The organism is Streptomyces griseosporeus, assembly GCF_014656055.1.
Classification (GTDB): Bacteria; Actinomycetota; Actinomycetes; order Streptomycetales; family Streptomycetaceae; genus Streptomyces; species Streptomyces griseosporeus.
In genome coordinates, this window is sequence record NZ_BNBR01000009.1 from 194,471 (window position 1) to 208,966 (window position 14,496).

Below are 14,496 nucleotides of genomic sequence, written 5' to 3' on the forward strand. Positions count from 1 at the left end.
TGGTGAGGGCTTGTGCTGCTCTAGATCGTAGAGACGCCCGGCACGCCGTGGGACGGCCGGGCCGCACGTGAGTCAGGGCCCGGTCAGCGCGGCGGTGCGCTGGCCGGGCCCTGCTCTCACATCGAAGTGCCTGCTCTGGGGATCAGAGCTGGTTGCCGACGAAGACCGTCAGGTCGACGAGGCGGTTGGAGTAGCCCCACTCGTTGTCGTACCAGCCGATGACCTTCACGTTCTTGCCCTCCTGGACCATGGTCAGGGAGGAGTCGAAGGTGCAGGACGCCGGGGCGTTGACGATGTCGGAGGAGACGATCGGGTCCTCGGTGTAGTCGAGGAGGCCCTTCAGCTCGCCCTCGGCGGCCTTCTGGAAGGCGGCGTTGACCTCTTCCTTGGTGACCTCGCGGCCGAGCTCGACGACCAGGTCGGTGACCGAGCCGGTCGGGACCGGGACGCGCATGGCGATGCCGTCCAGCTTGCCCTTGAGCTGCGGCAGGACCAGCGCGGTGGCCTTGGCGGCACCCGTGGTGGTCGGGATGATGTTCTCCGCGGCGGCACGGGCGCGGCGCAGGTCCTTGTGCGGGAAGTCCAGGATGCGCTGGTCGTTCGTGTACGCGTGGACCGTCGTCATCAGGCCCTTGACGATGCCGAAGTTCTCGTCGAGGACCTTGGCCATCGGCGCCACACAGTTGGTGGTGCAGGAGGCGTTGGAGATGACGTGGTGGTTCGCCGGGTCGTACTTGTCCTGGTTGACGCCCATGACGATGGTGATGTCCTCGTCCTTGGCAGGAGCCGAGATGAGGACCTTCTTGGCGCCGCCGGCGATGTGCTTCGCGGCGTCTTCCTTCTTGGTGAAGATGCCGGTCGACTCGATCACGATGTCGACGCCCAGCTCGCCCCAGGGGATGTCGGCGGGGTTGCGCTCGGAGAGGACCTTGATGGTCTTGCCGTCGACGGTGATGGTGTCGGCGGTGTGCGACACCTCCTGCTTCAGACGACCCAGGATGGTGTCGTACTTCAGCAGGTGAGCGGTGGTCGCGGTGTCACCCAGGTCGTTGACAGCCACGATCTCGATGTCTGCACCCTGCTCCAGCAGCGCGCGGAAGTAGTTACGACCGATGCGGCCAAAGCCGTTGATGCCTACGCGGATCGTCACGAACCGATCTCCTCGTTGGTACGCCGGCTCCGTTGTCGCCGGCGAGCTGTATTGGGATGTCCCCGACCACCCCCGACCCTACCTCCCGGAGGGCCCCAGGGTGACATCGAGATGCCACATACACGGGCAGGCGTTCCGTACCCGCCGGTAGGGGTACGGACCTCGTGGAACGGCGATGGATTCGCCCGCTTTTCCTATGGAATGCCTACCCCTTTCGGCGGCGTCATCACTCGTTCGTGAGCGGGTCGGCTCACCTGATACCGACCCTGTTCCCGCACCCCTGAGAGGTACTCCGCTCACCTGTCGAGCAAGGTGAGCGGAGTTCTGTCAATATCGCGTCCCTCACTCTCTCCGGGAGGCGCGCGTCACGCGTCGAGCGCGGCGAGCGCCTTCCGCAGCAGGGCCGCGCGATCGGCGGCGGATGCCATGTGCTCCAGCCCGAAGCCGAGGAGCACGGTGTCGTCGGTGGTGACCGCGCCGTACGTGCGGAACAGGGTCCCGGTGCGGGTCCAGTCCTTCAGGACGGCGGGGCTGCCCGGGGGCGGGCCCGCGACCTGCCAGGCGCCGAGCGAGGTCTCGAAGCCCTCGGTCTCGCGGGCCGTGCCGCCGGTGACGAGCTGGGCGTCGTCGGCGAGGACGCCGTGGCCGCCGGTGCCCGGGTCGGTGACGTAGCTGATCGACACCTCGACCCGCTTGCCGGCGTAGGCGCCGAGGTCGAAGGCCACCTGCTGCCAGCCGCTGGAGGCGCCGGTGAGACTGTGCCAGGCGCCGCTGGTGCCGCTCGCGGTGCAGCCGCTCGCGGTCAGGGTCAGGTAGTGGGTGAGCCAGGGGTGCTCCCCTACGTAGAACCCGGCCCCGCACTCCTCCGGGACGGCGTCGCTCGTGGCGCCTCCCGCCTCGGGCAGGGTCGTCCAGTCGTCGGCGCCGGCCGTGTGCGCCTCGACGATCGCGTGGTCGTAGCCGGGCTCGGTGTCCCACAGCAGCCGGGTGCGCAGCGCGGGCGCCTCGGCCGCGGTGACACCGGTGAGGTCGATGGTGCGGGTGAGCCGCTTGTAGGCGTCGTCGGTGTGCACGGCGGCCGCCATGAAGGAGCCCGCGTACGGCCCGTACGGGTTGACCGTGCCGGCGAACTGTCCGGCGCCGGCGCTCGCGAACTGCGGGTAGCGGTCGGCGGGCAGTTCCTCGGAGGTGACGCCGTAGGTGCCCGCGCGGTCGAGCGGGTTGCCGGGCGCGTCGCCGAGGGCGCCGGAGAAGCCGCCGAGCAGGCCGGAGCCGGTGAAGCCGGAGGCGCCCGGGGTGGAGGTGCGGGAGTAGGCGCCCAGGTAGTACTGGCTGAAGTCGTCCGACAGGTTGCCGCCGCCGAGGTCGACGCTGCCGCCCGCCCGCTCGCCCGCCTCGATCAGCCGGCCGCCCTCGTTGAGGAAGGCGCGCAGCTGGAGCTGGGTGGCGTTGCCGGGCACCGAGCCGCCCGTGTAGTGGACGACGGTGTCGAAGTGGCTCAGCACGCCGAGCGCGTCGGGCGCGCCCTGGGTGGCGACGTCCCAGACGACCGCCTTGCGGCCGGCCGCCTTCAGCGCGTCGGTGTAGAGCTGTGCCTGGCTGGCCGCGGCGCCTTCCTCGGCGACGACGAGGACGTCCGCGCGGGGGCGCTCGGCGACGGTGTAGGTGAAGTGCTCGCTGGAGACCTTCTTGCCGCCGCGGGTCTCGCCGGTGAACCACACCTCGACGGTGTCGCCCGGGTCGCCGTCCTGGATCTTGGCCCGGTACTCGTCGAAGTACAGGTTGTCGGCGCCGCCGTACCTCTCGCCGCCGCGCCACGGGCGCAGCGCCATGTCCTCGGTGCGGCCGCCGTTGACGCGGTACTTCAGCTCCTTGTCGCGCACCGCCTTGCGGACGGTGACGGCGACCTCCTGGTCCGCGCCGCGGGAGTACGACGTGGTGAACGGCGCCGGGGTGAAGTCGGCGGCGCTCAAGCCGACCGAGGAGGACGGGGTGTCCGGGTGGGCGGCCGTCTCGGCGACGGAGAGCGCGAACGGGACGTTCTTGGCGAACTCCTGCTGGATCAGCTTCTCGTCGTCCGGGAACGTGAAGACCGACCGGCAGTCGGCCGCGTTCCAGGCGTCGCCCGGGTCGGCGTCGGAGGCGGTCTGGCAGGTCGACATCTCCGGGGTGAACATGGCGATGCCGTTGACGTTGCCCGCGTGGCCGTCCGCCTCGCCGTTGGTGGTGTACAGCTCGGAGGAGACCTGCGGGTGGTAGCCGGGGATCGCCGAGTTCTCCGATGTGCCGGCCAGCGCCTTGTACAGGACGTCGTCCGGGGTCGGGGTGGCGACCTGCCAGCCGACGCCGTACAGGAGGAGTTCGGCCGCGGAGTGGTAGTTGATGGCGTACCGGAAGCCGATCCGCTTCTCGAAGGCGTCCAGCGCCCGGGTCTCGGGCTCGGAGGCGGGGGCGGCGCCGCGGTAGGTCTGGCTGGTGGGGTTGGGGGACGAACCCTCGTCGTCGTAGCCCCACTTGTAGGCGAAGTTGCGGTTCAGGTCGACGCCGTCGCCCGTGGAGATGACGCCGTCGCCGTTGACGTCGCGCAGGTTCTTGCGCCACAGGCGGGTGGAGTCGTCCTGGAAGGTGTAGTCGTAGCCGTCGGGGTTGGCCGAGAGCACGAACCACAGCTCGGTGGAGTCGACGATCCGCTTGATCCGCTTGTCGCTCTTGTAGTGGTCCAGGTAGTGGTGCATCAGCCGGCGGGTCATCTCCGGCGTGATCCACTCGCGCGCGTGCTGGTTGGACATGTAGAGGACGGCGGGCCGGCTGCCGTCCTCGGACTTCCGGGCGTTCCTGGTGAGTTTGACGGCGAGGATGTCCTGGCCCTTGACGGTCTTTCCGATGGAGACGACCTTCGTGAGGTCGGGGTGCTGCTGTGCGGTGCGGAGGATCTCCTCCTTCAGGCCGCCGCTGCCGCTGTACGGCCGGAACACGCCGTCGGCGGCGGCCTCGACGCGGCTCTCGGACCGGGCGGAGAGGGTGTGCTCGGTGAGGGCGACGCCCTGCTCGCGCAGTGCCGTCGCCTGCTTGTCGGTGAGGTAGACCTCGACGGTGCCCCGGCCCTTGGCGGGGATCTGCTCGCCGAGCTCGTGGCCGTCCTGTCCGGCGGCCAGCAGCAGGGGGACCTGCTGCCGGGTGACGTCGGCGCGGAACACCTTCACTTCGTCCGCGTCGGAGGTGCGGGGTGGGCTTCCGGGTTGTGCCTGGGCGACGGGTGAGAGGGACGCTCCGCCGATCAGGAGCGCGCCGACAGCGAGGATCGATCTCGCTCTAGGTCTCATGAACCCCCCTGGAGTGGGTCCGCCACAGCAGCGAACTCTGCCAGGCTCATGACAGTCCATGATCCAGTCAAGACCGCGTCAAAGACGGCAAAACGCCGGTGACCGCACCCGATCGGGCGCAGGCACCGGCGTTCTGACGGTGTTTCGGCTGTTCCCGGCGGGGCGTCAGCCGGCGAGGTTGTCGGCCAGTTCCTCGCTGAGGTTGGCCTCCGTGCCCGGGATGCCGAGGTCGGCGGCGCGCTTGTCGGCCATCGCCAGCAGCCGGCGGATCCGGCCCGCGACCGCGTCCTTGGTCAGCGGCGGGTCGGCGAGCGCGCCCAGCTCCTCCAGGGAGGCCTGCTTGTGCTCCATGCGCAGCCGGCCGGCGGCGGCCAGGTGCTCGGGCACCTCGTCGCCGAGGATCTCCAGCGCGCGCTGCACGCGGGCGCCCGCCGCGACGGCCGCGCGGGCCGAGCGGCGCAGGTTGGCGTCGTCGAAGTTGGCGAGGCGGTTGGCCGTGGCGCGCACCTCGCGGCGCATCCGGCGCTCCTCCCAGGCCAGCACCGACTCATGGGCGCCGAGCCGGGTGAGCAGCGCGCCGATCGCGTCGCCGTCGCGGACCACGACCCGGTCCACGCCGCGCACCTCGCGCGCCTTGGCGGCGATGGACAGCCGGCGGGCGGCGCCGACCAGGGCGAGCGCGGCCTCCGGGCCCGGGCAGGTCACCTCCAGGGAGGAGGATCGGCCGGGCTCGGTGAGCGAGCCGTGCGCCAGGAACGCCCCGCGCCAGGCGGCCTCGGCGTCGCAGGTGGCGCCGGAGACGACCTGCGGGGGCAGGCCGCGGATCGGGCGGCCCCGGCCGTCGACCAGGCCGGTCTGGCGGGCCAGCTGGTCGCCGCCCGCGACGACGCGCACGACGTAGCGCGAGCCGCGGCGCAGCCCGCCGGGCGCCATCACGATCAGTTCCGAGCTGTGGCCGAAGATCTCCAGGATGTCCCGCTTGAGGCGTCGGGCCGCCATCGCCGTGTCCAGCTCCGCCTCGATCACGATGCGCCCGCTCACCAGGTGAAGGCCGCCGGCGAACCGCAGGATGGCGGAGACCTCCGCCTTCCGGCAGCAGGTGCGGGTGACGGGGAGCCGGGAGATCTCGTGCTTCACCGCTGGCGTCATCGCCATGGGCCGATCCTTCCATGCATCCGAAAACTACGGTCGTACGCGGCGGCCAGCAGCTCCGGGTCGTGCCGGGGGCTGCCGTCGGTCCGGGCCACCGGCGCCAGCTCCACCGCGGCGCCGAACCGCTTGGCGGCGTCGGTCAGCGAGTCGCGGTCGGGCACGGCGGCCTCGTCGGCCAGCACCACGTCCAGGGCGAGTTTAGGGGCGTGTCGGCCCAAAACCTCCAAATGACGCTGCGGGGAGAAGCCTTCGGTTTCTCCCGGCTGCGGGGCGAGGTTCAGTGAGAGTACCCGGCGTGCCTTGGTCTCCTGGAGGGCGTCCAGCAGCTGCGGCACGAGCAGGTGCGGGATGACCGAGGAGAACCAGGAGCCGGGGCCGAGGACGACCCAGTCCGCGTCGAGGACCGCCTCGACCGCCTCGGGGACGGCGGGCGGGTCGTGCGGCACGAGGTGCACGGACTGCACCTCGCCGGGGGTGAGCGCGACGGTGGCCTGGCCGCGGACGGTGTCCACGTCCTCGGGTCGCTCCGGGTCGTGCCCCTTGACCAGGGCCTGCAGCTCCAGCGGCACGGCGGACATGGGCAGCACGCGGCCCTGCGCGCCGAGCAGCTTGCCCACCAGGTCGAGGGCCTGCACGTGGTCGCCGAGCTGCTCCCACAGCGCGACGATCAGCAGGTTGCCGACCGCGTGGCCGTGCATCTCGCCCTTGGACTGGAAGCGGTGCTGGATGACCCGGGCCCAGGTCTGGCCCCAGTCGTCGTCGCCGCACAGCGCGGCCAGCGCCTTGCGCAGGTCGCCGGGCGGCAGGACGCCCAGCTCGTCCCGGAGCCGGCCGCTGGAGCCGCCGTCGTCGGCGACGGTGACGACGGCCGTGAGGTCGCCGGTGATCCGGCGCAGCGCGGCGAGCGAGGCGGACAGGCCCATGCCGCCGCCGAGGGCGACCACCTTGGGCTGGGTGCCCCGGCGGCGCGGTCTGCCGCCGCGGGCCTCGGCGGGCCGGCTCGCGCGCCCGTCGGGCACCACGCGACGCAGCCGGCTCAGCCGCGGAGAACGTCCTGTCATTCGCGTCCCATGTCCCGGTGCACGACCACCGTCTCCACGCCCTCGGCGGCGAGCCGCGCGGCGAGCTTCTCCGACATGGCGACCGAGCGGTGCTTGCCGCCGGTGCAGCCGACCGCGATGGTCACATAGCGCTTGCCCTCGCGGCGGTAGCCCGCGGCGACCAGCTGGAGCAGCTCGGCGTACCGGTCGAGGAACTCCTTCGCGCCGGGCTGGTTGAAGACGTACGCCGCGACCTCCTCGTTGAGGCCGGTGAACGGGCGCAGCTCCGGGACCCAGTGCGGGTTGGGCAGGAACCGCATGTCCACGACGAGGTCGGCGTCGACGGGGAGGCCGTACTTGAAGCCGAAGGACATCACGGTGGCCCGCAGCTCGGGCTCCTCCTCGCCGGCGAACTGGGCGTCCATCTTGGCCCGCAGCTCGTGCACGTTGAGGCTGGAGGTGTCGATCACCAGGTCGGCGTCGCCGCGCAGCTCGCGCAGCAGCTCCCGCTCGGCGGCGATGCCGTCGACGATGCGGCCGTCGCCCTGGAGCGGGTGCGGGCGGCGCACCGACTCGAAGCGGCGCACCAGGGCCTCGTCGGAGGACTCCAGGAAGACGATGCGCCGGGTGACGCCCTTGCTGTCGAGGTCGGCGAGGGACTCGCGCAGATTGTCGAAGAAGCGCCGGCCGCGCACGTCGACGACGACGGCGATCCTGGCCACGTTGCCCTGGGAGCGGGCGCCCAGCTCCACCATGGTGGGGATCAGGGCGGGCGGCAGGTTGTCGACGACGAACCAGCCGAGGTCCTCCAGACACTTGGCGGCCGTGGAGCGGCCGGCTCCGGACATGCCGGAGATGATCACCAGCTCGGGGATGGCCGCCTCGGGGACCCCGGCTGTCTCGATGCCCGTACTCACCTGTGCTCCGTTGTCGTGGCGGGCGGTCTGCTCGCCCTGGTCCGGGCGGGCGGCGTGCTCGCCGTCGCCCCGTCGGGCGCTCTGCCCGTCCGTGTCGTGCTGCGCGGGATCTCGGTCCGCGGGCCGTGCGTCGTGCTCGTTCATGGCTCCTGCCCCCGTCGTTCGTCCGGGGCGCCCGCGGCGACGGGCTCCCCGTCTTCAATGATCTCTCCGGTCGCCGTGTTCACGGCGGGTGCGGCCGGGGCCGCCTGGGCGAGGGCCGCGGCGACGGTCTCGGCCGTCTTGCGGCCTATGCCCGGAACCTCGCAGATCTGATCGATTGTCGCGGACCGCAGCTTCTTCAACGACCCGAAATGCTTGATCAGCGCCTGCTTGCGGGTCTCGCCGAGACCCGGTACGTCGTCCAGGGGGCTGGAGCGGAAGCGCTTGGCGCGTTTGGCTCGTTGGTAGGTGATCGCGAACCGGTGCGCCTCGTCCCGGACGCGCTGCAGCAGGTAGAGGCCCTCGCTGGTGCGGGGCAGGACGACCGGGTCGTCCTCGTCCGGCAGCCAGACCTCCTCCAGCCGCTTGGCCAGACCGCACACCGCGATGTCGTCGATGCCCAGCTCGTCCAGCGCCTTCTTCGCCGCGGCGACCTGCGGGGCGCCGCCGTCGACGACGACCAGCTGCGGCGGGTAGGCGAACTTCTTCGGCCGGCCGTCCTCGTCCTTCAGGCCGCCCGCCGTGAGCAGCCCCTCGTCGTCCTTGAGGTCGTCGCCGTCGCCCCACTCCCCCGTCCGCTCCTTCTCGGCGAGGTAGCGGCGGAAACGGCGGGTGATCACCTCGTGCATGGACCGGACGTCGTCCTGGCCCGCGAAGCCCTTGATCTGGAAGCGGCGGTACTCGCTCTTGCGGGCCAGGCCGTCCTCGAAGACGACCATGGAGGCCACCACGTCGTCGCCCTGGAGGTGGGAGATGTCGTAGCACTCGACCCGCAGCGGGGCGCTGTCCAGGGCCAGGGCCTCGGCGATCTCCTCCAGGGCGCGCGAGCGGGTGGTCAGGTCGGAGGCGCGCTTGGTCTTGTGCAGCACGAGCGCCTGCTGGGCGTTGCGCTGCACGGTCTCCATCAGCGCCTTCTTGTCCCCGCGCTGCGGGATGCGCAGCGACACGCCGGATCCGCGGCGGCCGGTCAGCCATTCCTGGACCGGCTCCACCGGGTCGGGCAGGGCCGGGACCAGGACCTCCTTGGGGACGGCGTCGCCGGTCTCCTCGCCGTAGAGCTGCTGGAGGGCGTGCTCGACGAGGGCGCCGGTGGTGACCTCCTCGACCTTGTCGGTGACCCAGCCGCGCTGGCCGCGCACCCGGCCGCCGCGCACGTGGAAGATCTGGACGGCCGCCTCCAGCTCGTCCTCGGCGACGGCGATGAGGTCGGCGTCGGTCGCGTCGGCCAGCACGACCGCGTTCTTCTCCATCGCCTTCTTCAGCGCCTCGATGTCGTCGCGCAGGCGCGCCGCCCGCTCGTACTCCATCTCGTCGGCCGCCTCCATCATCTGCTTCTCCAGACGGCGGAGGTAGGTGCCGGTGCGGCCGGCCATGAAGTCGCAGAACTCCTCGGCCAGGTCCCGGTGGTCCACGGGGTCGATCCGGCCGACGCAGGGCGCGGAGCACTTGCCGATGTAGCCGAGCAGGCAGGGGCGGCCGGTGCGGGAGGCGTTCTTGAAGACTCCGGCCGAGCAGGTGCGCACCGGGAAGACCCGCAGCAGCAGGTCGACGGTGTCGCGGATGGCCCACGCGTGCGCGTACGGGCCGAAATACCTGACGCCCTTCTTCTTGTGACCGCGCATCACCTGCACGCGCGGGAACTCCTCGTTCATCGTCACCGCGAGGTACGGGTAGCTCTTGTCGTCGCGGTACTTGACGTTGAACCGGGGGTCGAACTCCTTGATCCAGGAGTACTCCAGCTGCAGCGCCTCGACCTCCGTGGACACGACCGTCCACTCCACGGACGCGGCCGTGGTGACCATGGAGCGGGTGCGCGGGTGCAGGCCCGCGAGGTCCTGGAAGTAGTTGGCCAGGCGCTGGCGCAGGCTCTTCGCCTTTCCGACGTAGATCACCCGGCGGTGCTCGTCGCGGAACCTGTACACCCCGGGGGAGTCCGGGATCTCGCCCGGCCTGGGGCGGTAGCTGGAGGGATCGGCCATGTCTCACACCCTACTGGCGAGGGGTGACAGCGCGGCGGGCCTGTGGACAACGCCCCGTCCGCGTCCGCGGCGGCGCCGGAGGCGTTCCGTCTCGGCCAGAGGCGCGCGGCGGCCGGGTTGCGGGTGTTGTCGGGACTTGGTCAACACGCTTCAATGCGGGGGAACTCGGGGCCGGGAACGCCGGCTTACGGATGTGAAGAACCGTCCCGCGCCGACGGGCGGCCCCGACCACCAGCCAACGGTCTGACCAGCCGTTGTGATCATTCACAGAAAGGCGCCTGCATGCCGCACGCCACACAGCACGCGGACGTCGCCGCCACCGAACTGGACACGGCCCTGCGGGGCGGCCCCTTCCATGTCGCGCTGCGCGCCGCGATCGCCGCCCGCGGACTGCCGCTCCAGCGGGTGCAGCACCATCTGACGCGGTACGGGGTGAGAGTCGGCGTCACCAGCCTGAGCTACTGGCAGCAGGGGGCCCGGCGCCCGCAGCGCCCGGAGTCCCTGCGCGCCGTCCGCGCGCTGGAGGAGATCCTCCAGCTGCCGGACGAGTCACTGATCCGGCTGCTGGCCGGTACCGACGGGCGCACCGGGCCGGACCGGCCCGCGGCCCGTTCCTACCGTTCCCTCGTCGAGGCCTCCGGCACCCTGGAGCGGCTGCTCGGCGAGCTGGACGCGCCGCCCGACGGGGGGCTGCACGCCCTCGGCCACCACGAGCGGGTGCGGATCGGGGCGCGCCGCGAGCTGCTGGCCCGTGAGTCCCACCACATCGTGCGGGCCCACCGCGACGGCGTGGACCGCTTTCTGGCCGTCCACCACGGCGACCCGGGGTGCGTGCCGGAGCGCATGGCCGTGCACGCCCTGGAGAACTGCCGCACCGGCCGGATCCGGCTGCACCACGGCACCGGCATCCTGGTGGCCGAGCTGCTGTTCGACACGCGGCTGCGGGCCGGGGACACCTTCCTGTTCCGGTACGCCGTCGAGGACGGCACCGCGGGTGTCTGCCACGAGTACGTCCGGGACTTCGGCGTCCCGGGCGGGCAGTACGCGCTGCAGGTGCGGTTCGACGAGAACGCGCTGCCGGCGCGCTGCCAGCGCTTCACCCAGAACTCGCCCGCGGCCCCGCGCAGCGCCCGCCACGATCTGCCGCTGAGCGGACGGCACCGCTCCGTGCACCTGGTGGAGCCACGGGTGCGGGCGGGGGTGGTGGGGATCGGCTGGGAGTGGGAGTGAGGCGGTAGCCCGCGGGGGGCGGTGAGCGGGTGAGGGAGCGGGGCCCGGCTCAGGCGTCGGGCCCGGCGACGATCTTGCCGTTCTTCACCTGCACGGGCAGCTGCTTGAGCGGCGTGGTGGCCGGGGACTGGAGGACCTCGCCGGTCGTGGCGTCGAACTGGCTGCCGTGACACGGGCAGATCAGCTTGGTGCCCTCCAGCTTGTTGATGGGGCACTGCGCGTGCGTGCAGATGGTGCTGTAGGCCTTCAGCCCGCCGCTCGCGTCCCGGCTGACGACCACGTTGTGGTCACGGTACAGCCGGGCGCCGCCCTGCGGGACCTCGCTCTCCGCGCCCAGCTCCACCGGCCCCGTGGGCCGGCCCGGCGAGTCCCCGGCCGAGCAGGCGGCCAGCCCGAACCCGGCGACGGGCGTGACGGCCGCTCCCTTCAGCAGGGCGCGACGGCTCGGGGCGGGGCGGCCGGGCATAGGGGGTCTCCAGGGGATCGCTGGTCCGACGGGGTGGGTGCCGACGATACCCGGTGACGATCAGGGGGCGGCACGCCGGTCTCGGGGACGTAAACGCTTGCGCAAGCGTTTACGTCCACCCCTCGGATGGGATAGCTTCCCGGCCAGGGCCCACCCGCCGGGCCCCGCGGGCCGCCGTCCGGAAGGGAGACCGCATGCCGACCATGGCCGACGTCGCACGCTCCGCCGGGGTCTCCGTGGCGACCGTCTCGCACGTGCTGAACGGCACCCGCCCGGTGCTCCCCCACACCCGCCAGGCCGTCCTGGACGCCATCGAGGAGCTGGGCTACACCCCGAACACCCTCGCCCGCTCCCTGGTGACGTCCCGCACCCGCTCCATCGGGCTGGCGGTGTCCGCGATCAGCAACCCCTACTTCACGGAGATCCTCCAGGGCGTCGAGGCGGCGGCCCTGGAGCACGGGTACGGCCTGCTCATCGCCGACCCGCACGACGATCCGGACCACGAGCGCAAGGTCGTCCAGCTGCTGCACGAGCGCCGGGTGGACGGCATGATCGTCGCCCCGTCCGCCCGGCCGGCCGCGCTGGTGGCCTACCTCGAACGGCACCGGGTGCCCGCCGTCCTCCTCGACCGGGTGCTCGACACCACGGCCGAGGGGGCGCCGCCCTTCGACCAGGTGTGCGCCGAGAACGCCGCTCCGACGGCCCGGCTCGTCACCCACCTCGCGGAGCTGGGGCACCGGCGCATCGGCCTCGTCGCGGGCCTGCCCGGGCTGAGCACGACCGCCGAGCGGATCAGCGGGTACCGGCAGGGCCTGGCCGCCGCCGGGCTGCCGTACGACGAGCGGCTCGTCGTGCACGGCGACTCCGCCTCGGCCGGCGCCGAACAGGCCACCGCCGCCCTGCTGTCCCTCGGCTCCCGGCCCACCGCCCTGGTCAGCGCCAACAACGCGATGACCCTCGGCGCCCTGCGGGCCCTGCGCGCGCACGGCCTGTCCGTGCCCGGGGACATCGCGCTGTGCTGTTTCGACGACTTCGCCTGGGCGGACCTGTTCTCGCCCCGGCTCACCGCGATCGCCCAGCCCAGCCGGGAGATCGGCGCGCGGGCGGTGCGGGTGCTGCTCGACCGGCTCGGCCGGCCGGACCGGCCCGCCCGGACCGTACGGCTGCCGTGCGCCTTCGTACACCGCACCTCCTGCGGGTGCCCCGAGAAAGGAACCGACTCGTGATCGTCGTCGCCGGTGAGGCCCTGATCGACCTGGTACCGCAGGGCACGGGCGCCCTGGCCGCTCTCACCCCGGCACTCGGCGGCGGCCCGTACAATACCGCCGTGGCGCTCGGCCGCCTCGGCTCGCCCGCCGCCTTCTGCTCCCGGGTGTCGTACGACGCGTTCGGCGAGGCCCTGCTCGACGGGCTGCGCCGGGCCGGGGTGGACGTCACGGCCGTACGGCGCGGGCCGGAGCCGACCACGCTCGCGGTCGCCACACTCGACGCGGGCGGTTCGGCCGCCTACTCCTTCTACGTCGAGGGCACCGCCGACCGGCTCTTCACCGCGCCCGCCACGCTGCCCGCCGGCACCCGCGCGGTGTCCTTCGGCACGTGCTCGCTGGTGCTGGAGCCGGGGGCGAGCGCGTACGAGGAGCTGATGCGGCACGCCTCGGCGCGGGGTGTGTTCACCGCTCTCGACCCGAACATCCGGCCGGGGCTCATCGCGGACGCGGACGCCTACCGGGCGCGGTTCAAGAACTGGCTGCCGTCGGTGACACTGCTCAAGCTGTCCGAGGAGGACGCCCGCTGGCTGGGCGGCACCCCGCAGGAGTGGCTGGCCGCCGGTCCCGCGGCCGTCGTGATCACGCACGGCGGCGACGGGCTGACCGCCTACACGGCGGACGGCGCCGTGCACGCCGTGCCGGGCGAGCGGGTCGACGTCGTCGACACCATCGGCGCCGGGGACACGGTGAACGCGGCCCTGCTGCACGGCCTGGCCGCCCGCGACGCCCTCTCCCCCGAGGCCCTGACCGCCCTGGGCGCGCAGGGCTGGACCCGGCTGCTGCGGTTCGCGGCCCGCGCGGCGGCCGTCACCTGCTCCCGGGCGGGAGCGGAACCGCCGTACGCCCATGAGCTGGACGGCCCGTCGGACTGACCCCGGCGCCGTTCAGCCGGCCCGGCCCACCGCCCGCAGCGCGCCGGGGCGCAGGCCCGTGAGGCGGTCCAGGGCGGCGGCGGTGGCCTCGTCGGCGGGGAGGTGGACCAGCACCCGCTGCCCGTCGTCGGGCAGCATCAGCGTCTCGTACAGCAGGTCGAGCGGGCCCGCCTCCGGGTGCTCGATCCGCCGGTTCCCGGTGCGCCGGGGCGTCACGGACAGGTCGGCGAACCGGTCGGCGAACTCCGCCCCCGCCGTCAGGGTCAGCTCCTCGGCCAGCTCGGCCACGTACGGGTCGTTCACCGGGGCCTCGTGCCGCAGGTGGGCGACCAGGTCGTCGGCGACGCGGTCCCAGGCCGGGTAGGCGCGGCGGGCGCGCGGGTCGGTGAACAGGTGGCGGAGCAGATTGGGGCGGTCCGTGTCGAACAGCCCGAGCGGCCCGCACAGGCGCTCGTAGCCGGTGGTGCGGTGCAGGACGTCACCGATCCGGTTGAGGACCGCGGCGGGCGCGGGTTCCAGCCGGTCCACGACGGCCCGTACGGCGGGGCGCGCGGTGCGGGTGTGCGGCGGGGCGGCCGCGCAGATCAGCGGGTCGCCGCCCTCCGCCTCCTTGGCGTAGCGGCGCAGTGCCAGCCGGTCCCGCAGGGTCAGCCGCAGCGCGTCGGCGAGGGCGCCGAGCACCTGCGCCGAGGGGTGGCGGTCGCGGCCCTGCTCCAGACGGGTCAGGTACTCGACGCTGATGCCGGCGAGCGTGGCCAGTTCGGCGCGGCGCAGGCCCGGGGTGCGGCGGCGGACGCCGGCGGGCAGCCCGGCCTCGGCCGGGGTGACGGCTTCGCGCCGGCCGCGCAGGAACGTGCCCAACTCGTTGTCGCTCACGGCGTCGAACGTACCAACGCCC

The 14,496-nt window shown here is 72.7% G+C and carries 11 protein-coding genes; 3 read left to right on the forward strand and 8 right to left on the reverse strand.

Annotated elements, in window-relative coordinates:
* Positions 1-142 precede the first annotated feature (142 nt).
* The 6 genes from gap to uvrC all read right to left on the reverse strand — a co-directional run bounded on the left by gap (position 143) and on the right by uvrC (position 9,762).
* A complete protein-coding gene (gene gap / locus IE308_RS34295) occupies positions 143-1,150 on the reverse strand; it encodes a type I glyceraldehyde-3-phosphate dehydrogenase (protein ID WP_110627374.1) in 1,008 nt (335 codons plus the stop codon).
* Between the two features lie 365 nt (positions 1,151-1,515).
* On the reverse strand, positions 1,516-4,473 hold the full coding sequence (locus IE308_RS34300) for a M14 family metallopeptidase (protein ID WP_190220876.1): 2,958 nt from the start codon (positions 4,471-4,473) through the stop codon (positions 1,516-1,518).
* Positions 4,474-4,638: 165 nt separating this feature from the next.
* Positions 4,639-5,628, reverse strand: coding sequence for a DNA-binding protein WhiA (gene whiA, locus IE308_RS34305; RefSeq protein ID WP_190220877.1), 990 nt, complete (start codon positions 5,626-5,628; stop codon positions 4,639-4,641).
* The gene (locus tag IE308_RS34310; protein WP_190220878.1) at positions 5,619-6,686 is read right to left on the reverse strand and encodes a gluconeogenesis factor YvcK family protein; all 1,068 of its coding nucleotides are present in this window, start codon (positions 6,684-6,686) and stop codon (positions 5,619-5,621) included. The genes whiA and IE308_RS34310 overlap by 10 nt, the downstream gene beginning before the upstream one ends.
* Entirely contained in the window at positions 6,683-7,726 is a 1,044-nt protein-coding gene (rapZ, locus tag IE308_RS34315) for an RNase adapter RapZ (RefSeq protein WP_110627378.1), read from the reverse strand. Before rapZ ends, IE308_RS34310 begins: the two co-directional genes overlap by 4 nt.
* A complete protein-coding gene (uvrC, locus tag IE308_RS34320; protein WP_110627379.1) occupies positions 7,723-9,762 on the reverse strand; it encodes an excinuclease ABC subunit UvrC in 2,040 nt (679 codons plus the stop codon). The genes rapZ and uvrC overlap by 4 nt, the downstream gene beginning before the upstream one ends.
* Positions 9,763-10,044: 282 nt before the next feature.
* Here uvrC and IE308_RS34325 point away from each other — a divergent pair, with 282 nt between their 5' ends.
* Positions 10,045-10,992, forward strand: a complete 948-nt coding sequence (locus IE308_RS34325; RefSeq protein WP_110627380.1) for a hypothetical protein — start codon at positions 10,045-10,047, stop codon at positions 10,990-10,992.
* A 49-nt stretch (positions 10,993-11,041) separates the two neighbouring features.
* Here IE308_RS34325 and IE308_RS34330 read toward each other — a convergent pair whose 3' ends face one another.
* Entirely contained in the window at positions 11,042-11,458 is a 417-nt protein-coding gene (locus IE308_RS34330) for a Rieske (2Fe-2S) protein (RefSeq protein WP_190220879.1), read from the reverse strand.
* 194 nt (positions 11,459-11,652) lie between these two features.
* On the opposite strand from IE308_RS34330, the gene IE308_RS34335 reads away from it, so the two are divergent.
* Positions 11,653-12,684, forward strand: a complete 1,032-nt coding sequence (locus IE308_RS34335; protein WP_190220880.1) for a LacI family DNA-binding transcriptional regulator — start codon at positions 11,653-11,655, stop codon at positions 12,682-12,684.
* Positions 12,681-13,598 (forward strand): carbohydrate kinase family protein, encoded by a 918-nt coding sequence (locus tag IE308_RS34340; RefSeq protein ID WP_190220881.1) that lies wholly within the window; start codon positions 12,681-12,683, stop codon positions 13,596-13,598. Before IE308_RS34335 ends, IE308_RS34340 begins: the two co-directional genes overlap by 4 nt.
* Before the next feature lie 12 nt (positions 13,599-13,610).
* On the opposite strand, the gene IE308_RS34345 is transcribed toward IE308_RS34340, so the two are convergent.
* Positions 13,611-14,474: a helix-turn-helix domain-containing protein gene (locus IE308_RS34345; RefSeq protein WP_190220882.1), complete on the reverse strand. Its 864-nt coding sequence runs from the start codon at positions 14,472-14,474 to the stop codon at positions 13,611-13,613.
* Between the last annotated feature and the right edge of the window lie 22 nt (positions 14,475-14,496).